Source organism: Chitinophaga sp. HK235 (genome assembly GCF_018255755.1).
Lineage (GTDB): Bacteria > Bacteroidota > Bacteroidia > Chitinophagales > Chitinophagaceae > Chitinophaga.
In genome coordinates this window covers 7,909,458-7,931,958 of sequence record NZ_CP073766.1, presented here as the reverse complement: position 1 = coordinate 7,931,958, position 22,501 = coordinate 7,909,458, and the positions used below count along the sequence as shown (strand labels likewise).

General features: G+C 48.0%; 14 protein-coding genes. 3 read left to right on the top strand and 11 right to left on the bottom strand.

The window, feature by feature from the left end:
• Positions 1–19 precede the first annotated feature (19 nt).
• Positions 20–664, top strand: coding sequence for an NAD(P)-dependent oxidoreductase (locus tag KD145_RS30560; RefSeq protein WP_212003583.1), 645 nt, complete (start codon positions 20–22; stop codon positions 662–664).
• Positions 665–1,467: 803 nt separating this feature from the next.
• Here the strand turns inward: KD145_RS30560 and KD145_RS30555 are convergent.
• Entirely contained in the window at positions 1,468–2,631 is a 1,164-nt protein-coding gene (locus KD145_RS30555; protein WP_212003582.1) for an exo-alpha-sialidase, read from the bottom strand.
• A gap of 240 nt (positions 2,632–2,871) precedes the next feature.
• On the opposite strand from KD145_RS30555, the gene KD145_RS30550 reads away from it, so the two are divergent.
• A complete protein-coding gene (locus tag KD145_RS30550; protein WP_212003581.1) occupies positions 2,872–3,276 on the top strand; it encodes a VOC family protein in 405 nt (134 codons plus the stop codon).
• Positions 3,277–3,383: 107 nt separating this feature from the next.
• The gene (locus KD145_RS30545) at positions 3,384–4,382 is read left to right on the top strand and encodes a S1C family serine protease (protein ID WP_212003580.1); all 999 of its coding nucleotides are present in this window, start codon (positions 3,384–3,386) and stop codon (positions 4,380–4,382) included.
• A 103-nt stretch (positions 4,383–4,485) separates the two neighbouring features.
• Here KD145_RS30545 and KD145_RS30540 read toward each other — a convergent pair whose 3' ends face one another.
• The 10 genes from KD145_RS30540 to KD145_RS30495 form a co-directional block, all read right to left on the bottom strand.
• Positions 4,486–5,925 (bottom strand): alpha-L-fucosidase, encoded by a 1,440-nt coding sequence (locus tag KD145_RS30540; RefSeq protein WP_212003579.1) that lies wholly within the window; start codon positions 5,923–5,925, stop codon positions 4,486–4,488.
• 14 nt (positions 5,926–5,939) lie between these two features.
• Positions 5,940–8,000, bottom strand: coding sequence for a glycoside hydrolase family 2 TIM barrel-domain containing protein (locus tag KD145_RS30535; protein ID WP_212003578.1), 2,061 nt, complete (start codon positions 7,998–8,000; stop codon positions 5,940–5,942).
• Between the two features lie 45 nt (positions 8,001–8,045).
• Positions 8,046–9,632 carry a RagB/SusD family nutrient uptake outer membrane protein gene (locus KD145_RS30530; RefSeq protein ID WP_212003577.1) on the bottom strand — a complete coding sequence of 529 codons (1,587 nt, stop codon included), beginning with the start codon at positions 9,630–9,632 and terminating at the stop codon, positions 8,046–8,048.
• 18 nt (positions 9,633–9,650) lie between these two features.
• Positions 9,651–12,899 carry a TonB-dependent receptor gene (locus tag KD145_RS30525; RefSeq protein WP_212003576.1) on the bottom strand — a complete coding sequence of 1,083 codons (3,249 nt, stop codon included), beginning with the start codon at positions 12,897–12,899 and terminating at the stop codon, positions 9,651–9,653.
• 316 nt (positions 12,900–13,215) lie between these two features.
• On the bottom strand, positions 13,216–14,379 hold the full coding sequence (locus KD145_RS30520) for a FecR family protein (protein WP_212003575.1): 1,164 nt from the start codon (positions 14,377–14,379) through the stop codon (positions 13,216–13,218).
• A 69-nt stretch (positions 14,380–14,448) separates the two neighbouring features.
• The gene (locus KD145_RS30515) at positions 14,449–15,042 is read right to left on the bottom strand and encodes an RNA polymerase sigma factor (protein ID WP_212003574.1); all 594 of its coding nucleotides are present in this window, start codon (positions 15,040–15,042) and stop codon (positions 14,449–14,451) included.
• Between the two features lie 160 nt (positions 15,043–15,202).
• Positions 15,203–16,933, bottom strand: coding sequence for an FAD-dependent oxidoreductase (locus KD145_RS30510; protein WP_212003573.1), 1,731 nt, complete (start codon positions 16,931–16,933; stop codon positions 15,203–15,205).
• 43 nt (positions 16,934–16,976) lie between these two features.
• Positions 16,977–18,671: a RagB/SusD family nutrient uptake outer membrane protein gene (locus KD145_RS30505; protein WP_212003572.1), complete on the bottom strand. Its 1,695-nt coding sequence runs from the start codon at positions 18,669–18,671 to the stop codon at positions 16,977–16,979.
• A 3-nt stretch (positions 18,672–18,674) separates the two neighbouring features.
• Positions 18,675–21,755 (bottom strand): TonB-dependent receptor, encoded by a 3,081-nt coding sequence (locus KD145_RS30500; RefSeq protein WP_212003571.1) that lies wholly within the window; start codon positions 21,753–21,755, stop codon positions 18,675–18,677.
• A gap of 154 nt (positions 21,756–21,909) precedes the next feature.
• Positions 21,910–22,311: a hypothetical protein gene (locus tag KD145_RS30495; protein WP_212003570.1), complete on the bottom strand. Its 402-nt coding sequence runs from the start codon at positions 22,309–22,311 to the stop codon at positions 21,910–21,912.
• Positions 22,312–22,501 lie beyond the last annotated feature (190 nt).

Genomic DNA, 22,501 nt, shown 5'->3' with positions numbered 1-22,501 from the left:
TATTTTATACAACCAATATATGAAGACAGCCATAGCCGTCATTGGCGGCACCGGAAAAGCAGGTCAATACCTGGTCAATCAACTACTACTTCAAGGCTTTCATCTCAGACTACTACTCAGAAACCCTGACAAATACCATCTCCATCATCCGGCCATACAACTTATCAAGGGTGATGTACTGGACCCTATGGCATTATCACAGTTGATACCCGGCTGTGATGCAGTCATCAGTACACTGGGAAGCGGCCACCCTCCAATTTTCAGCAGCGCCACCCACGGTATTATCAATACCATGCAGGCGTATGGCCTTCAACGTTATATCGTAATTACCGGTTTAAGTATTGATGTCCCGGGAGATGATAAAAGCGAATGGTGCCGCCAGGCTTCTACGTATATGCGTAACAGCTTCCCCGACATCATCGCAGATAAACAACGGGAATATGCACTGCTGACACAGAGCACGCTCGACTGGACCCTGGTGAGGATACCACTACTGGAACAAACCACCAGCACCGGTGCTTACCAGGCCAATCTGCATGACTGCCCCGCTCCACGGATCAGTGCCACGGATCTGGCTGTTTTTCTGGTCAGCCAGCTGAGAGATGGTACGTATATACGAAAAGCTCCTTTTGTGGCTTCTGTAGTCGTAAGCTCTTTGCTGTAGGGAAATTCTCGGTGGTCTATGGCACTGAGCCATCGATAAGCAACACATTGCAGGGATTTATAACCGCCTCTATATTTTTAATATTAAAAATATAGAGGCGGAAAATTCTAATTATATATTATCTTCTCTGTAAAGCATTTGATCACATTATTCTCATTATCAAATATCAACAAATATTCGGAGGCAATACCCATGTATGGTCCGTTCAAATTACTCAGTTTGATTGGACCTCTTCTGATCTCTAACAATAGAATATTTCCAATGGGTTTCGAGAACATTAAATACTTATCCGTTCTATTCTCAAATTTGAATACCTGAGAGATACTTGAATCTATGTACGGTTGGAAGTAATGATTGTTATAAAACGAGTTTTTATTAAGTAAATCGGGAGAAATAAGATGGCTATTCTTAACCTCATCCTGCCTCGAAAAAGAGCTAATACTGAGATATCTTATTACAGGAGAGACGTTAATCTTTTCCTTTTCCAAAGAATCAATATAGTTATATGCTTTAATATATTTCGCATCAATTGTTTGGGAATAAAGCCAATTTGATGTACAAAGTAGTAGTGCTAGTATTAGTTTCATAAATTAAAATCTTAAAAATAGTGTAGTTGGAACATTCCCTTTTTTCAAGTCTGCCTTTTTTATCAAATGGCGTATAACAATGACCATCTGATGCGGGATGGTCCATATAAGATTCTATTTGTCCCCATTCAGCGCCAAGCTGACGTCTTATTCTAGAGGGTATCTCAAAGGTAGATGCTGGCTGTCATCGCGGCTACCCTGTTTCCCTTATTCACATCAGAGATTTACAACGGTGAATACTATTTCTCGATAATTATTCCGCTCAAACAACACGCCTATACGTTGTTTGCCAATTTTTACAATATCGGAGTACGCAGCATAATCTCCTTTGTTGTTGTCGCTGGCGACGATCAGATAAGACTTAGGCCAGGTACGGCCCTCATCTTCACTGATCCGTAGTGTGAGATGGTTTCGCTGCAGGGTATCGGCCGCATTACAGAAAGCCAGCACAGTCCTGCTCTTCTTAAAACCGATCTCCAGCAAACTACCTTCACATACAGGGTCCGGTAGCTGCGGGTCGAATGCGTATTGATCCCAGGTAGTGCCACCATCGTAACTGGTAGCCACCATACGGGCCTTTACATTACCTTGCTGGTTACGGGCATTCAGCATCAGCCGGTCGTTATCTAATACTGCGGCTGTGGCTTCATTGCCACCCGGCATTGGCATGGTGGCCGCCAGGTGAAACGTTTTACCATGATCATCGGTATAGTAGCCATGCGCAAAATAGTCCTTAAAATGTCGTTGCGGGTTCCCTTCGGAATGATTGGCCGCCACGTATATCCTGCCATAGTATTTCCCATAGCGGAACTGGGTAGCGTGTCCGGGCGTATTGGCATAACTTCTCCAGTCTTCTTTGAAATTATAAGCCGGATTGATTTGTGGCTGAAGCGGACGATGTACCTGAGTAGTGATATTTACCGGCTCCGACCAGGTAACACCGCCATCTGCGGATGTTTTATACCATACTTCCCGCAGCCCTTTTCCTTTGCGGATTTCGCCTTCATGGTTGTTACCGGTATTGTAAAACAGGAAAATCCGTCCATGCAGATAGACCCTGTCTGTAACATCTGCTACCGGAGCCGGATTGCCGGCCTGCAACGAATCATTGTCCACCACTGTTTGCAGAGGTCCCCAGGTAGCACCATTGTCGTCGCTGCGTTTCATTACAATATTAATATCCCCGAAGTCGCCGCTGTCATTTACCCGTCCTTCTGCGAAGGCCAGCAGCGGCCCGTAGGGCAGTTTGATAATCGCTGGTATACGAAAACTTTTGTACCCTTCCGTACCGGATGTGAATACCGGTACTGTAGTCATCTGCGCGTACAATAGACTGGTACATAAAAGCAGCAGGCCTGTCAGTAGTTTCAGTTTATTCATCGTGTAATTTTTATCAGGGGGATCTCCCCCGCTGCCACTGGCTTTGGCATAGGCAGCCAGTGCAATAACGGCAAAAGTTTCCTAAAAAAGTATCTTCTTTTACGAATGGTTTTTTCCATCCCGCTGAAAGCGGAAAACATCCTTCTCCTGAAAATAAAGTCGCATTGTTCCCCTCAAATTGTCGTACTGCCCCCTCCAAAAAGGAGTGGTAATACGATAACTTTGCTGAAAAGGAATACCATGTCACAGATTAATGTATACCTCAATTTTGACGGCAAATGTGCGGAAGCTATGAAGTTCTACCAGAGCTGCCTCGGCGGGGAACTTTTTCTGCAAACAGTAAAAGCGTCTCCCATGGCCGATCAATGGCCGGCACACAAACAAGACCACATACTGCATTCCAGCCTTACCAATGGGTCATTATTACTGCTGGCCTCCGATATGGGCGCTGATCCGTCAGGGATGATCAACAACGTGAGCATCAGCCTCACCTGTAACACACCCGAAGAAATGGTAGCGGCTTTCGAAAAACTGTCAGCTGGCGGTGAACCACTCCGGCCCGTGCATGATTTCTTCGGCGGAAAAATTGGCGTTCTCAGGGATAAATATGGTTTCAACTGGTTATTATACTATAACAACCAGTGATACACTGCAAGATTTGCATAGATTTGAACAATATGTCAGGAAGAAGAAAAAAAGTTTGTCAAAAAGGCACAAAATGAATCTGGAAGTATATTTGAGCGATTTCCGGTATGGAAAACGCACTAACATTTCTGACGAACCATCCTGTAAACGATGCCGGTTTACTGGACGCATATTCTAAAACGGTTACCGGTGTAGTAGGCACGGTCGCCGAATCAGTTGTGCACATTGAAGTACAACAAAAAGTCAATGACAAGCGGAATCCCGGAAGAAAAACGCAGACAGGCGCCGGATCGGGCTTCATCATTTCCTCCGACGGCTTTATCATCACCAATAATCACGTGATAGAACAGGCGGAAAGCATCCGTGTTTCTTTTGTTGACGGCAGAAAAGTCAACGCAGAAATAAAAGGTACCGACCCCTCTACTGATATCGCTGTACTCAAGATTGATGAAACCGGGCTCAAAGCTTTATCTTTCGCCGACTCCGCAGCATTGCAGGTAGGACAGATCGCTATTGCCATCGGTAATCCCATGGGCCTGCAATATACCGTTACTGCCGGCGTGGTGAGTGCGTTGGGCCGCACGCTCCGCGCCAGCAACGGCAGGCTCATCGACAACGTAATACAAACAGATGCCGCACTCAACCCTGGCAACAGCGGCGGACCACTGGTCAATTCCCTCGGTCAGATCATCGGTGTCAATACCGCCATGATACCGGCCGCACAGGGACTCTGCTTTGCCATCTCGTCCAACCTTGCCGCCCAGATCGCCGGCCAGCTCATCCTTCACGGTAGAGTAAAACGGGCACAACTCGGCATTGCCGCCCAACCCGTTAAACTCACCAACCGTATGATAGCTGCCAACAAACTCACCATTCAAACAGGCGTCTACGTTTTTGAAACCATCCCCGACGGCAACTACGATAACAGCCAGCTCCATATCGGAGACATCATCATCGCCTTCGATAACATACCCGTTGCCACCGTAGATGATATGCACCTGCTGCTTACCGAAAAACAAATCGGCCGGAAAGTATTGGTAGACGTTCTCAGAGGCGGGCATAGCGTAACGATTACTGTCACCCCCGGTAACGGTGATAAATACTGATTAAAACTGATGCGCCTGATGTAGTTCGTTAGTAATTTAAATTCCTAAACAAACCTCATCAGGCGCATCAGTATTTATCAGTTCTAATCAGTATTTATCACAGTTATGTTTTGGCTTTCTCAAAGTTTCCCTTCTCCTTATTTTCTCCGTTGGTTGTTTTCAATAATATCACTACGGGGGTATCTGATTGTTTGCTGCTGAGATGAATAAAATATTCATTTCTGCCAATCAGTTCAGGTGTCAGGTTTTGCTGCTGCAGCGAGGCACTTACCAGTGACGTACGCGCAGGCAGTTTTATCCGCAGACTACCGGAAACGGGTATATTAAATACCACCATGTATACGCTGTCGGTACCGGCTTTACGGATATAGTAACCCCAATCCTGTTTTTCAAAACCGGCATAGGTACCATTGTAAACAGCCTCTCCGTTTACCTTCATCCACTGACCGATCTGTGTCATCAGCTGTTGTTCTTCGGTACGGAAAGTACCGTCAGCCCTGGGTCCGAAGTTGAGCACAAAGTTACCGTTGAGGGATACACTTTTCACCAGTAGCTCCAGCAGTTCATTGGCCGTTTTGATATGTCCGTCCCATTTGGCATTGTATCCCCACTGGTTTTCAGGAACGGTCATCACCGCCTCCCAATCATTGCCATGCACATCTTCTATTTTCTCCGGCAGCTTGCGCTCCCAGCCCTGTTCATAATCCCCCATCAGGTGACCATTGGAATCAAAATGACGGGCACCTTTTTCATCTGCCCGTAAACGGCTTCCCATCACCAAACCAGGATGTATAGCCTGCAGATACTGCTCCAGTTCATCCGTAAAGGCACCATCTTTTTTCCAGGAATCATCCCAGGTGCCATCAAACCAGAAACCTTTCACCGTCGGATAACGTTGCAACAGTTCAGCCAACTGATTCTTTACAAATACCTGGAAACGTTTGCCGGCAGCAGAATCCGCAGCCGTTTTCAGAGAAGCACGGTAATCGGGATGACTCCAGTCAATGATGGAAAAATAGAGATATACATCGATACCCGCCTTGTTATAAGCGGTAATCATCGGCCCCAGTAAATCCTTTTTCCAGGGGGAAGCAGCGATCGTGTATTTGGAATATTTGCTGGGCCATAGACAGAAACCATCATGGTGTTTGGTGGTGATGACCATGTATTTAGCACCCATCTCCTTTGCCTGGGAAGCCCATTGCTGCGCATTGAAGTTCACCGGATTGAACTGACGATACAGATTATCATATTCTTCATGCGGCATCTCTTTCCAGGAACGGATCCATTCGGCCGCACCGTTGTAGGTTTTGCCTTTCCATTCGCCACCGGGGATGGCGTACACGCCCCAGTGTATAAACTGTCCGAAGCGAAGCGAGCGCCAACGGGCCATATCAGCATCTGTTCTTACCCCGATACGGTGAGCTCCATGCTGCAGCGCTATCGTATCTTTTTGGGGTACTGCTGCCTGCGCATGTGCCGGAGATTGCATCCACAGACAGCCGCAGGCTACAGCGAGTATATATGTGATCGTTTTATTCATGATATCATTATGTTTTATTCCGATGCCTGTAATTGCCAGGTAATCGTGTCCGAGAATACTTTACCATTTCGTATACCCGTAGCAGTGATAGTATTGTCGCCGGGTTTCAGGACGATAGGATCGAAAAGGAAATCCCTGTTATTGGCTCCTGTTCTGGCATTCAGCGCAGCTCCGCCATTCACGGTAAGGGTGACTTTCTCCAGGTTGCTGAATACTTCCACTTTTACATTCGCCTGCTTACGGATATTGTTACGGCGTTCAGCGATATAAATCATCGGCTCCGGGTTCCAGTTGGCCTTGTACCAGAAAAACGCATCCTTCTTTTGTTTACGGTCGTAGGTGATCAGTCCTTTGAGATTACGGGCATTCACGCCTCCCCTGTTCCACATGGGTACTGCAAATTCAAACGTATTCCAGAGATAGGAAGCCGCGATATACGGATGTTTTTCTATGATAGCCCATTGTTTAACATGCGTCGCTGTCTGATAAGTCTCCGGGAAAAACTGTCCGTTCACCGGATTGAAGTTGGTAGACAGCGTATCCGTATGCTGGTTGATGTTGCCATCTGCACCGTATTCGGTGAGCATCAGTTTATAGTCGGGATACTTTTGCTCCAGCCCTTTCACCCAGCCTTCGAGGTCTTCGATTTTTCCTTCATACCAGCCGTAGTAACGGTTCATACCCTGTATATCCGCCGCCAGATTGGCGGGGCGGTCCATCTCACCATAACCGGTGACAGCTGTGGTATAGCGGTCGGGGTCTTCTGTTTTGGCCACATCATTCAGCTGACGGGTGAGCACCGCTACATGTTCATCCGGTGTTTTGGCATATACTTCATTGTGCAGCCCCCACACGTAGATGGCAGGATGGTTAAAGTTCTGCCGGATCAGTTCTGTCATCTGCTGTTTGGCATTATCCCCTTCTTTGCCGGATGCGTTGTTAACGAAAGGAATTTCTGCCCATATCACAAAGCCCATACTGTCGCACTGGGCATACAGATATTCGGCCTGCTGATAATGCGCAAAGCGGATGGTGGTGGCACCTATTTCCCGGATCATGTCCAGATCAGCCTTGTGTTGTGCGTTGGTCAGCGCATTGCCGCAGTCCTGCCATTCCTGGTGGCGGGTGACACCATGCATGATATAGGGTTTGCCATTCAGGAAAAATCCTTTGCCTGGTACTACTTCAAAACGGCGGATACCCAGCGGCTGTGTTACAGCGTCCAGCGTTTTACCATCAGCCACCACGGAGGTAGTCAATGAGTAGAGATAAGGATCTTTGAGTCCGTTCCACAGATGCGGATTGCCTACCTGCAAGTCCTGATGAATGATATTAATGCCCTGCGGGCTGACATTCACTTTTTTGCTGCTGATGGCCACTTGTTTGCCCTGATGGTCTTTGATGATGGTTTGTATCACTACGTCTTTGTGATGCAGCTGTTTGTTCTCGATTTTAGCGGTAACACTGATCGCTGCTTTTTTATCACTGATTTCTCCCTGGCGGATATAGATGCCGGGAGAAGCATAATCTGTAGTGGTGATATTGATATCATTCGTAACCAGCAGGCTTACCGGCCGGTAGATCCCTCCGAAGATGCCGAACAGGAAGTGATTGATGGGTAATACATCTTCCCTTGCAGTATTGTTGGCTTTCACCACAATGGTATTTTCAGCACCATATTTTACAGAATGTGTGATCTCAAAACAGAAGGCGGAATAAGATCCTTTATGTTCACCGATCAAACGGTTATTGACATACAGACCGGCAACCGATCCCACTCCTTCAAAACGCAGGAACAATCTTTTACCCTTCAGCGAGGAATCTACTGTAAACACTTTACGGTAACAGGCTTCCCCTGCATAGAAGTTTTTACCTTCCTGCATATCCTTGTTATTCCAGGTATGCGGCACCGTTACATCTACCCAGCCGGTATCCGGCTGGTTTTTATCGGTGGTCAGCGCTCCTTTTCTGAAAGACCAGTTGTCATTAAAAGGGACCACTTTTCTGCCATCTTGTGCGTATCCCTGTAAAAACAGGAATGCGCACAGGATGCTTGTTGCTGAAAATTTCTTCATGATGAAAATAAATCAGTCTGAAAAATTTAAATGTCAAATAAACAATTATTTCTGATATCCATCATTCTGCAATAACACCGCATCTTTATTCACATCGATTTCGGACTGCGGAATCGGCAGGTGGATGTTAAAATCGCTGATGGTGGGTGCTACTTTAGGATTGTATTTGCGTACACGGTCTACCAGTTTTTTGGTGCGGATGAGGGTGAGCCTTCTCAGCTCTTCCGCAGTGAGTTCTCTGGCTCTTTCATCCAGGATGTAGTCCATGGTTACTTCGGCAGGCTGCACCGGTGTTGCGTTTGCACGGGCACGGATCACATTGATACTGGCAGCAGCATCCGCCGGACGGCCCTGCTGCAGCTGTGCTTCCGCGAGGAGCAGATAAGTTTCGCCGAGGCGCATCTGGATCCTGTCTTTGTAAGATTGTGCACCCTGAATATCCTGTGGCTGGAACTCATACCATTTGGTGGTGTGTGCGTAGATGTTCTGAATGGTATCGAATCCGCTCACCATCACCTGCTGGCCATATTTGGAAGAAGCCGGGTCGTTGTAGTAATAGGTACGACGGATGTTGTAGGGAGAATTACGCATATCGTTTTTCTCATACAGTTCATAAGTCCACCAGTTGGTAGGCCTGATCCTGCCGATACCGCGGCCACCGAGGGAATCACATACCTTCATACCGGACACGTTAACATAAAAAGGACCCCATTCACGTCTGCGCTGGTCGAATTCAGTACTGCCACCACCGGGGATGTTGTACTGCTGCTCTATCACCCAGATCGCTTCTTTGTTACCCTGGCTGCGGCGCATATTACCGTAGGTGAACATATCTGCAAACGGATCACCGGGCAGGGATGCTTTTACACCATAACGGGCGGTAGTGAGACTAAAAAATTTACCGTCGATCACTCTTTTTGCTGCAGCTTCTGCTTCTGCCGGTTTGTTGGCGCGCAGCAGCGCTTCCGCGAGCAACTGGGAAGCGGCGAATTTATTAATACGGCCCTGTTTCTTTACGTTCGCCGGATCAGGCAGATTGGCTTCCGCAAAGGTGAGGTCGTCAATGATCAGCTGGATCACTTCTGCTTCCGAACCACGCACATAATCTGTACGAGGCACGGTCACCGGCGCTTTTATCAGTGGCACGCCACCATAGAGGATGGACAGCTGGTTATAGGCATAAGCTCTGAAAAAGCTGGCTTCAGCTTTATAAAAAGCGCGCTGCTGCGGCGTGAGGGTTGCTTTGGGATTATCAGTGCCGGCAATAATGTTATTGGCAGCGTTGATCACTTTATAGTTCCAGGTCCAGATGGTAGATACAGAGCCGGTCTGAGAGTTGAGGTTGCGGTAGTCTTCATAAGGCGCCTGCGTGGTATTTGGCTGACCAGTGATGGCCATATCCGTTCCCACATAAAAAGTGGCCAGCAACCCCTGAATATTACCATAATCATTACGCATAATGCTGAGCATACCAGTGCTGGCTGCTTCAAATCCCAGTTCGTCTACCAGCGTATTGTCCGGCGCATAGCTGGATTTCAGCTCTTCATCCAGAAAATGTTTACTGCAGGAAGTGGTGCCGGTGGCTACCATTCCTGCCAACAGCATGCCGTATATATAAGATGATTTCTTCATTACAAAAGCATTTAAAAGTTACAGACTGATATTAACACCAAACACAATGGTAGCGGTCAGCGGATAAAAATCGGAACTCTGCGAACCAACACCCTGGCCATTATCTATTTTTGTGGCAGAATTGACAGCACTGATAGGCGCTGTTTCAGGGTCCCAGCCCTGCCATTTGGTGAAAGTGCCCAGATTACGGCCGCTGAAGTACATCATCAGGTTACCGATTTTATAGCGTTCCAGTAATTTTTTATCGAACGTATAGCTGAAGGTAATGTCCTTGATACGGATAAAAGAAGCGTCCTGCGCATACTTGTATCCCCTTGGATTGGTATATACCAGCGAAGGATTGGTATTGATCTTGTTTTCAGAAGTCCAGTAAGGAATATCAGCAGGCAGGTTTACAGTGCCGCCCTGATCGCGGTTGTCCAGGAGATAATTGGGACGCAGGGAACCATGTACATCCTGAATAAAAATATTGAGGCTGAAATTTTTATAGGTAAAAGTATTGGTCAGGCCGGCAATATATTTAGGCAGTTGCGTGCCCAGATAAGAACGGTCATTGGCATCTATTTTTCCATTGTTATCGAGATCTGCAAATTTCAGATAACCGGCTTTCACACCAGGGTCCAACTTCATATCTTCTCCTTCCTGCCATACACCCGTCATGGTGTAGTCATAGATGCCCAGCAGCGGTTTTCCGATGAACAGGTTATTACCAATATCATCTTTATTATCTCCGTACAAAGACACTACTTTGTTTTTGTTGAAAGAGATGTTGAAAGAAGTTTGCCAGGTGAAGTCATTACCCTGGATGTTACGGCTGTTCAACAGAATTTCCAATCCTCTGTTGGCAGTTTTACCGATATTATCAAATACAGTGGTATAGCCGGTGATAGCAGGAATTCTTCTGCTGAGCAACAGGTCGTAGGTGTTGGTGCTATAGGTTTCCACGGTGCCACTCAGACGATTATTCCACAAGGCAAAATCAATACCTACGTTAAGACCTTTAGTCGTTTCCCATTTAAGGTTTGCATTACCCAGTTTGTCGGGCACCACACCAATCACAGTAGTTCCGTCATAGATATATTGAACGGTGTTTAAACGGGTCAGGGTCTGATAAGCGCCTACGGCCTGATTACCGGATTTACCATAAGAAGCCCGGAGTTTCAGTTGGGAGATCACCGGCACTGCAGCCATGAACTTTTCATTATGTACATTCCAGCCGGCAGCTATGGATGGGAATACACCGTATTTGTTGCTGGCACCGAAGCCGGAGAAGCCGTCGCGGCGGATGGTAGCGGTCAACAGATAACGGCTGTCATAGGTGTAGTTGGCACGGAACATCTGTGACAGCAGGCTGCTACCTGAATATTCCGATTTTGTTTTCTGTACCTGGCCGCTGCTCAGATTGTTGAAATCGAGGTTGTCGTTGATAAATGTGTTGGCATCCAGCTGTGAGGTGAACCTCTCATCCTTTTGTGCACTATATAAAGCGGTGAAGTCCAATCCGTGTTTTCCGAAGCTGGTAGCGTAGCTCAACAGATTCTCCAGGATCCATTGTCTTTTTTCCTCGTTGTATACTTTGGCTGTGCCCAGCATATCACCGGCTTTACGGCCCCAGTAGTCGGCCTGCCTTACAGGTCTGAAAGCGTAGGAACCATTCACACGGTATTTTAAACCTTTCAGGAAGGTGGGCGCTACTTCTGCATAACCGCTGGCAGTCACGTTTTTGCTACGGTTCAGGCCCGGATTGTATACGTTGATGAGCGGGCTTTGATATAATGTCTGCGGAGCAATCGGATATATTTCATAATCCCCTTTGGCATTATAGAGTGAGCCATAAGGACTGAGGGAGTTGGCATCAAACAGGGTTGCCCTGCCGCCATCGCTGTTATTGTTCACCAAAAACAGATTGAGGCCGGTCTTCAGCCAGGAAGTAGCATTGGCGTCGATGTTGGCGCGGATACTGCTACGATTGAACTGATAACCTTTGATTGTACCATCTTGTTTCAGATAGGTGCCGGACACATAATATTTTACATTGTCTGTTCCACCAGAGATACTCAGCTCATGGCTATGAATAAATCCCTGCTGGCCGATTTCCTTCTGCCAGTTTACTTCCGGCGTACCGTTGGCAAAGTTCTGCTGTTCGGTGAGATAAGGCAGGTCAGGTGCAGTAGGACGTCCTGCCTGAATATTGTACCAGTGGTTCTTGGTACGGTATTGCTCACCGTTCATATTCTTCATTACATTCGATTGAAATTCCGGACCTGCGTAACCGTTATAGGCGATTACAGGTTTTCCTGATTTGCCTCTTTTGGTAGTGATCATGATAACACCATTGGCACCTCTGGCACCATAAATAGCAGAAGCGGAAACATCTTTCAGTACATCAATAGAGGCGATATCATTTGGGTTGATATCATTGTAATCACCACTGAAAGGTACTCCGTCCAGCACGATCAGCGGGGCATTGCTGGCACTGATGGATTTAATACCACGGAGATAAAAGGCCGGAGAACTACCTGGCTTGCTGGTGTTATTAACGATATTGATACCAGCAGCGGAACCCTGGATAGCCTGCAGTACGTTGCTCACCGGTTGATTCTTCAGTCTTTCTGTAGGAACAGAAGAGATAGAACCAGTCACATCACTCCTTTTTTTAGTACCATAACCTACTACCACCACTTCATTCTGTTGTTCCACCGCTGCTTTCATCACGATGTTAATAGTAGTACTGCTGGTAGCGGTCACCTCCTGGGGTATCATCCCCAGGTAGGTAAACTGTAATACCTGCGGGCCATCAGCCGATATATGCAGCGTGTAGCCACCATCCGTGCCGGTAGAAATACCCTGTGCTGTACCTTTTACTCTTACAGACACACCGGGCAGGGGGTTACCGGCTTCGTCGGTAACCTTTCCTCTGATATCCAGCTGAGTGGCGGCTTCCATGGTGATAGAAAGACCACCGCGGGATGTTGTTTTAGGAGAAATAAAGATGGATTTGTTTTCAATCACATACTTCAATGGCTGGTCTTTCAGCACCAGCTCAAGGAAATCCGTTACCGGCATATTCTCCGCATTCAGGGTCACCGGATGTGCTTTGAGCAACACTTCGCGGCTGGCTACCACCGTGTAGCCCGACTGTTGACGGATAATGCTGAAAATCTTCTCTACCGGCACGTTCTTACCCGACCAGGTGATCAGCTGTGCATATCCGGCAGCACTTACATTCAACATAACAGCAGTAAGAAAGAAAAACGTCAGCTTCATGACTAGCAGCATTTTGGTTGGTAACCAGCTTCTGCTACGCACCCCGGTTGATTTAGGGACATAGCTCGCCTGGTTACAAAGAGCAGTTTTTTGCATAACTTTGTAGCGGTTTGGCTTGTAAAAAATGATAGAGTACCAGAACACTCAACTGTTTTGCATGGCTGTAACCATCCAGCCGGAAGTGGGTCGAAGCACTTTCGGTTTTCTATTACAGGCAGACAATAAATTGATATTTGAATTGGTTGTTCACTGTTTTTTCATAACGTATCGACAGATACGCTTTGTTGGCTGATTGTTGTTGATTGTTTATTATTGATTACTGTTTTCCTATGATCAGTTTCCTTCCTTCCAGATTAAATTGTATCCCTGACTCTCTCAAAAATGTAAGGACACTGGAAAGATTTACATCACTGCCTATTTCTCCTACGAAAGTGATATCCGGCGGCGTGGTAGCATAGGTGACTTCTATATCATACCAGCGCGCTATCATGGCTATCACGGCAGTCAGTTTTTTATCCTGAAAACTCAGGACACCGTTTTTCCAGGCCATCACCGCAGCCGTATCAATGTTTTTATTTAACACCACGGTGCCGGCATTTTTATTAAACAGCAGCTGCTGGCCTGGTTTCAGTGTGCTGCTATGCTCAGGAACATTCACCTGTACGGCGCCTTCCAGCAAGGTAGTGCTGATGCCCGGTTCATCGGTATAGGCGCTGATATCAAAGTGGGTGCCCAGTACCTTCACCGAAGTATTGTTACTGAGGCTTACCACAAAAGGTTTCGTTTGGTCTTTGGCTACTTCAAAATAGGCTTCCCCTGTCAGTTCCACTTTTCTTTCCGTACCGGTGAAGGCTGTGGGGAAAGAGAGGGAGCTGGCGGCATTCAGCCATACCTGCGTGCCATCCGGCAGCTGCATTCTGAACTTTCGTCCGCGTGGTGTATGCAAGGTGTTATTAACAGGGGTGCCGTTACCGGAAGGCTTGTATTCCACCTGTCCGTTTTTTAATATTACCTGTGTGCCCTGGGTGCTCGTGATGAGGCCATCACCGTGGCTGTCCAGCACTACCTGCTGGCCGTTGGCCAGCGTGAGGACCGCCCCGTTTTTACCCGGCAGCACATCTGCTGCCACCGCTACCGGTGCATCAGACAATATATTGCGCGCCCCATGCTGCCACCAGTAATAACCGCCGGCGGAAAACAACAACACCGCTGCAGCAGCCCATCGGCGCCAACCTGCTATACGATGCACTTTCGGACTTTCACCGGCTTGCAGAATACCCTGCAGCACCGGCTCATACTCCGCGGGATTATATTGCGGATCTGCGACAGCTACGGCATGCAGCTCATCCATTAATGCCACCCACGCTTCATCATCGGCATGTTTCCCCAGCTCTGCAAACAGCTCTTCCTCTTCTGCCGCGGTAGCAGAACCTTCGTAATAACGTTGCAACAAAAACCTGTAATATTCTTTTGCTTCCACTGTCGGTTCCCGCTTTTACTGATTCAGACGCATAAAAAAACCAACTGTACTATGCCATCTGAAAAAAAATTAAAAAATTCTTAACAACATCCCTATCAGCAATACCGGCAAGCCTTCTCCCGTATGCTTTTCCAGGTATTCCCGGATAAACTTCCGGGCGGTGACCAGCTGGTTTTTAACCGTATGCTCTGAAATATCGAGAGCTTCGGCAATCTCCTTACGGGATTTTCCATCCTGTGTATTCATTACAAATACTTCCCGCCGGGACGGCGGCAGTTGCTCAATGGCATTTTTAATATGGCCCTGCAGTTCCTTCACCCGGAACTTTTCTGTTACATCCAGGCTGTCTTCTATATCATCATGGGTAATCGCTTCCACCCGGTATTTCTCGCGGGCAATTTTTCTGAGTATGGAGAGGGAGTAGTTGGATGCCATGGTATACATCCATCCGGCGGGGTTTTCGATGGTTTCAAGGGTATGTCTCAACAGCCATACCTTCAGGAAAACTTCCTGCAACACCTCTGCTGCAGTTTCTTCTGACCGGAGCAATTTCCGTACAGAAACAGACAGCACTGCATTATAACGATGATACAGTATACGAAAAGCTGCTTCATCCCCACTTGCAATCCGCGAAAAAAGTATCCTGTCCTCGTGTATGTTCACAGTGCGTTCTAAATTTTCATTCCGGGACTAATATAAAACAAATCAGATAATCTGGTCACTTGGATATTTTCGGCATTTGCATATGGGACCGCCATAAAAAAAGCCGCCTTTTCGAAAAAAGGCGGCATTGCTCGCATAAAGGTGAAAAAATGATTACAACCTATGATTGTGCCGGCCAGGCCGTTTCCACGCCCTGTGCCCGGATATAATCCTGAAAATCCTTCAGCAGTGATGCCTGTTCCCACACCTGTCCGGGTATCACATTTTTGCTGCGGGCAAAAGCCACCAGCAGCCCTACAGCCTCTCCTATACTCCATTCTACCGGATGCAGGCGGAAACAGCCATTGGTAATATGTGTGGTGCCAATGTTTTTGTTGGCAGGAAGCAGGTTCTCCATTCTTTTGGGTAACAAGGCACCCAAAGGAATCTGGAAAGGCAAAGACCCGAAGTCTACATAATTCACGCCTGCACAACTGGGATGCAGGTCGATATGATAATACCCCACTCCTACGCTGTCGTGGAAGGTGGCGGCTTTCAGGCCCTGAGTCTGCCCCGCTTTCTGTGCCCGTTGTTCGGCCCCCACATGTTCTTCCAGGATGGTGAATTTAGCCTTGATACGACGCGCCTCCCGGATATAGGGATATTTTGCCATACCATCGGCGGTGCCCATAATATCCTTGCGCAACCGGATGCCAGGCCAGCCTTTGCCGCCGTCCGGACGCGGAGCCTCTGTCTGCAGCCAGTACAACAGGGAGAGGTTGAGCTGTTTGGCCCTTCCCACATGATAATGGAATTTCTCCGCGCTGGCGCCGATCAGGTTGCCCAGCATATAATCATTCTGCGGCCAGTTGACGATGGTCACATCACCGGCGTACAGCCCTTCTTCGAAGTTGGCTTTATTGATGATACGCCGGTAGTTCCACAGATTAAGCGCATCGCCTGTTTTGACGCCTTCCGGATGGAAGCCCAGCAGCTTGGGTTTCAGCGTACGGGGATCAGAGTAGTGCAGGTCCAGCTGTTTGCCCGACCAGGCGGGTGTCAGCGCCGGCACGTGGTTACGCCAGAAATCATATTCAGCGGGTTTATCAATCACGAAGTTGCCGCCCGGTACATAATCGATCGCAAAACATACCGTGAAAGCCTGATTATTTTCAGGGTTGCCTTTTTCCGGTGCATGCAGCTCGCCGGTATCCCGCCTGGATTCTGTCCCTGTCACAAATTCGGTCCCTGTCATGGGCAACAGATCACCCATTTCAGTAGCATCCGAAAAATAACTGCCTTTTAAAATCAACTCCTCACCGGTACGCAGATTCCGCGCCACCAGCGACAATACCTTATTGCCTTCTACCTGTGCACGTACCACCTTATGCTCTGTAAGCAGCACCAGACTGCCATTACTGATAAAAGGCGCCAACATATCCTGCATCACGGCCAATGCCACTCTGGGCTCATGACAAAGCTTCGACACGGCACCGTCACCCGGATTGAGTTGCGGTCGTTGCCGGGCATCAGCCGTGAGCGGATAGTAGCGTACATAATATTCACGGATACGGTTTCTCAATTCACGGTAACGTGCCGGCGCACCATGGGTTTCAATCCACGGATGTTCATCCGGCGGCACACCTTGCTGGGTCAGCTGCCCGCCTATCCAGTCTGTTTCCTCTGTCAGGATCACGGTTTGTTTGTTGTGCAGTGCTGCCAATGCAGCCGCCACTCCTCCAAGTCCGCCACCAGCAATCACCAGGTCGGCCGTTATCGTCTCCATCCGACGTTTCCCCTTCGCCGTCGCCTTTACCTTCCCCTGGCTCTGCTCAGCCAATCCCAATACCGGTTTGGCTACAACAGCACCACCACTCAGCGCCAGCATTCCCAAAAAATTCCTTCTCTTCATATAACTGTGATAAATATGATTTAAACTGATTTTTATGATATAGTTACCAGTCTTTGTTCTGCGTCAGCCCCGGATTAATATCCCGCTCCGATTGCGGTACCGGCAGCAACATCAGTTTCGGTGTCCAGAAACGTGTTTCTCTGGTGTAGCGCAGGTCCAGCTGGCCGGTATAATCCGGAATGCTGTTCAGGTCGTGTACTGCGGAAGTTTTAAAGTTAGGGATGGATGGCATGGTAGCAGCGCTTTTGGCGATCCCCACTACTTTGCCGGGCATCACCAGGTCTGCAATCTCCCAGCGACGGATATCAAACCAGCGGAAACCTTCTACAGCCAGTTCTACGGTACGTTCGCGGCGTATCAGTTTGCGCAGCTCCGTCTGATCTGTTTCGATAGCAGTGGGTACCACAGGCTGACCGGCACGTTGTCTTACTTTGTTGATAGCCGCTGTCACAGTACCATCAAGCTGTCCCAGTTCAATTTTTGCTTCGGCATAAGTCAGCAATACTTCTGCATAACGCATGAGGATAAAACTCACTTTGGCCAGGAACACGTTTTCATCGGTCATGGTGTATTTGGTCCACAGATAACCGACACCGCTTTTGGAAGGGCCAAAGGCATTGTCGTAATCTGCATTGGTTTTTACAGACCAGGTACCATCTGCATTTTTGAACGAAGTAGTATTCTTGTAGATATCATACACAAAAGTGGTGTTGTTCATAGTCAGCGTATCGCCAGGCAGAGACACCGTGTATTTCAGGCGCAGGTCCCTGTTTTTAGAAGGGTTCTGCGGGTCGTATTTGGATGATTCATCAATTCTTTTACCATCGTTGCACTCAAACATATCCACGAGGCGCTGTGTAGGGAAACGGCCTGACTGTCCGCCTGCAGCGCGGGAAGCATTACCCAGCGGCAGGTAGGTGATGGAACTGGCCAGTGCATCGGTATACAGTACTTCCAGCATGATTTCATTGCCTGCATTGGGTTTCTGACCACTGCGGGTAAACAGGTCCTGGAATTTTGGATTCAGGGAGATGCCTGCATTATCTATCACGAGTTTGGCCGCATCGGCAGCTATCTGATAGTCTTTATTGTTCAAGGCTGTACGGGCTTTCAGGCCCATAGCTACCGACTTGCTCACTCTGCCTCTTACAGCCGGCAACCAGTCCAGTGATTTGGCGGCTTCATCCAGTTCAGCGTAGATGAATTTTACAATATCCTGTTTGGGTGCACGTTTCTGGTTGTAAAAATCAGTAGGCTGTAGTGGTTTGGTGATCAACGGCGCATCTCCAAACATAAAGGCCAGGTAAAAATAAGACCAGGCACGCAGTACTCTGGCTTCTGCCTCCATACGGTTGTAGGTGGCCACCGGCACACTGGCTTTGGCTTTCACCATGCCATCGAGCATGGTATTGGCACGCTGGATGGTAGCATAGGCAAACGTCCACAGTGCTTTGGGATGTGCGTTGTAGGTATCAAAAGTTCCTTCTCCCAGATCGTTGGCACGCAGGATGGCCAGATCGGTCCATGCATCAGAACCAGACTGGTAAGGCACCAGGCCAAACTCCCATTTGATGGAGGCATACACCGCTGTCAGGGAAACATTGATCTCATTTTCATTATTCAGAAAAGTGCCGGTGGCTGGAGCGCTCAGCGGTGCCCTGTCCAGGAACTTGTTGCAACCCGACATGCTGGCCAGGAAAAAAGTGCAACCAATTATTTTATAAATAAGTTTTTTCATGGCTTAGAAGTTTACGTTAAGGCCAACGGTGTAAGTTCTCATGATCGGGTAAAACTCTCCTGCAGTATTCGTCTGCTCTACATCAAAACCAGGGAAGAACTTATCCCAGGTGAACAGGTTTTGTCCGCTCACATATACCCTTACGGATTTAATCTTTGCCCTGCTGGTCAGAGATTTGGGCACTGTATAGCCCAGTACTACGTTTTTGAGTCGCAGATAAGCGCCGGAACGCATCCAGTAGGAAGAAGTCACGTAGTTGTTGGCGATACTGTTAGCCGTCAGCCTGGGATAGGCAGCATTGGGATTGTCTGGTGTCCAGTAATCTTTCTGGTGCTCAAACATCGTCCCCTGGAAACTGGCGGAATAGAAAGGCTGTGCACCGGTGCCGGACATATAGTTGTTACGTTTGCCTACACCCTGCAAAAATATATTCAGATCAAATCCTTTGTACTGGCCGTTGAGGTTAAGGCTGTATTCATAACGGGGGAAGGAGTTGCCCAGCACCACGCGGTCGTAGGCATCGATTTTACCATCCGGCTTGCCGTTAGGACCGCTGATGTCTGCATAACGAATATCTCCGGGTTTGGTATTGGCAAAGTGGAAAGGCGCTTTATCCACCTCTTCCTGCGACTGGAACAGGCCCTGGGCCTGATAGCCGTAGTAGGAATTCAAGGGATAACCTTCCCGCATGATGAATGCACCATTAATGTATTCTTTACCACCCAGGCTCACCACTTCATTTTTTACATCAGAAAGATTGGCCTGTACGGAATAAGTGAACTCACCGGCACGGTCTTTCCAGCCGATACCCAGTTCCCAACCGGTGTTGCGCATAGAGCCGATGTTTACAAAAGGCGCGCCCAGTCCCACATAAGCGGGTACACCATCCAGCTGCAGCATGTCTATGATGTTACGTTTGAAATAGTCGGCCGTAACAGTCAGATGGTTGTTGAGTGTGGTGAAGTCCACACCTACGTCCATTATTTTGGAAGTCTCCCACCGGATGTAAGGATTGGCAGCAGTACTGAGCGCATAACCGGCATTCACCACATTACCGAAGTAATAGTTGTTAGCGTTACCGGTGCTATACATCGCATAAGTAGGATAATAGTTGGGCACACCATCTACCACCAGGTCCTGGTTGCCCAATGCACCATAGGAACCTCTGATCTTGGCACTATTAATAACATTGCTGATAGACTTCCAGAAATTTTCTTCAGAAATTCTCCAGCCCGCAGACACAGAGGGGAAGAGTTTCCACCAGTTGTCTTTTCTGAAACGGGAAGACGCATCAAAGCGGCCATTAAGTTCCAGCAGGTATTTTTCTTTGTAATTGTAATTGATCCTGGAATAGGCAGAGGCCATGGCGTATTCACTTTGTGACCCGGAAAGTGTTTGTCCGAGCGGATCTGCAGCATCCAGATATGGCAGTGAAGGAGAAATCAGGTTCTGACGCTGTGTGTTGATATAACTTGTTTTAAACAACTCTGTGGTGAAACCGCCCAGTACAGCGAAACCATGTTGACCCATATTCCAGTTGTAGCTGGCCTGAGAGCGGAACACGTTGCGGGTGGTTTGTGAAGTGTTGTCGTACAAAGCGTTGTTGGCAGGCCAGTTGCGGGCAAAGAGCAGTTTGTTGTTGGCTACATCCGCTGTGTAGATCTTGTACTGATCCTGCAGCTGTCTTGCATGGCCATTGGCTGTGTTGGAGCTATAGCTGGCCAGCAGTTCCATGCCTTTGATCGGTTTGTAGGTAAGGGTACCGGTGAGGATACGGGAATCAGTGACACGTTTGTCGAAGCCGCCGTCTTTAGCCTGTGCAGCGGGGTTCATGTTAGACCATCCTTCTCCCCATTCACCGGTATTAAACTGACCGGGTGCAATAGCCGGCAGGCCTATCATACCGCGGATGATGCTCTGCGGATTAGACTGGCCGGGCCAGGTACGCTCAGACCTGTTTACCACTACATCCGCAGAAGCAGACAGTTTGCTGGTGAGTGCGATGTCTGTATTAAAGCGCAGGTCGAGGCGTTTGAAGTTAGTGTTGGCGGTGAGGCCGTTCTGATCGAGGTAACCACCGGAGCCAAACACTTTAATCTTATCTGTACCGGCCGACAGGCTCAGGTTGTGATTATGCATGATACCATTGTTGACAAGGATCAGGTCTTTCCAGTTGGTATTATAGCGGGCGAAATTGTCTGGTCCCAGTTTTTCATAATCCGCGATCTGCTGGGTAAAAGCAGGAGGCAAACCACTATTGACCTGCGCCACGTCCCACAGTTTCATGTGGTCCAGCGCATCCACTTTTTTAGGTAGATTGGTAGGTGATTGTTTGGCGAGATAACCATTATAACTTACGTTCACGCCGCTGATCCCTCTTTTGGTAGTGATGAGGATAACGCCGTTGGCTGCACGGGAACCGTAGATAGCGGCAGCGGCGGCATCTTTCAATACAGAGATGCTGGCAATGTTGTTAGGATCAATCGCATCGAGGCTCATCTCGATGTTGTCTACCAGTACCAGCGGGTTCTGACCCGCATTGATGGAGCCGATACCGCGGATACGGATAGTGCCCGCATCACCACCTGGTACACCGGACTGCTGTGTAACCGTTACACCCGGCGCTACACCCTGTAAGGCCAGGGAGGCCGAAGCCACAGAACGGGTGTTCATCGTTTTTCCGTCTACTACTGATACGGCGCCAGTAAGGTTTACTTTTTTCTGGGTGCCATAACCTACCACTACCACTTCACCAATTTGTTTGTTGGCCGGTTCCAGGAAGATGTTTACTTCCTGCTGGCTGCTGGCTTCCACTTCCTTTGTCTTATATCCCACAAAAGAGAAAACCAGTGTAGCCGTTGCCGTAGTTCCGGAAAACTGGAAATCACCATTGGCATTGGTAGTACCACCTTTAACGGTGCCTTTCATGACTACGTTCACACCGATGAGCGGTGTTCCGTCTGCATCTTTTACTCTTCCTTTAAATAAAAAGCTTTTCTGCCCAAAGGCCTCCGGATGTTGGAGGATGGCGAGTAACAGCAGCAGGATGCTGCCTGTTCGCCAGCGGCGTGCTAGTTTTCCCATAGAAAACGAATTTTGATTGATAAAATGAACTTGACTTAAAAATTAATGGTTGACACAGTCCAGCATTGTATGGTTGTACCGGATGATTACAGGTTGATGATTAATTTATTCTTCGAACATTATTTTGGTTACAGTATTCATATAGGCTTTAACGTTAGGTGTTAGCCAGCATCAGGCTACCCTGTTGAAAAGGTAACGGGGAGGCCTGTACGTCGCTGAGTCCGGTCACTTTAGCCAGCACCAGCATCGGGTTTTCAGCTTTCACTGGCATAATATCGCAGTCGTTGATGCCTGGAATGCTCACGGGCTTCAGCTGCGCTCCGAATGCAGTGGAGCTTATCACGCTGCGTTTCAGCTGTGTATGCAGGGTATCGCAGGTAACTCCGCCGCCTTCCGCAGCAGTGTGATACTGTCTGAGTGTATAGGACTCCTTTTCCGGCAGGTGGTACAGGTCGTAGTGTGTACTGCCGCAGAAGATCAGTTGATGGCCATTTCCGGCATAGGCAGACAAGAACAGCACTAGCCATACACTGGTGACTAATAACTTTAGTTTCATCAGAACGTGTGTAGAATTTTGGTTGCTTTTATAAAATAAATGGCCAAAAGAGCATACTTTATAACATAATTGCCATTACAGACCTCAATATAGTAATTCTTTTAAAAAACAAACCTATAATTAATTAATTATTTTAAAAACAAAGAAAAAATGTTGGCTGGTAGTGGTTTGTAGAAAGTGATCCTGCAGG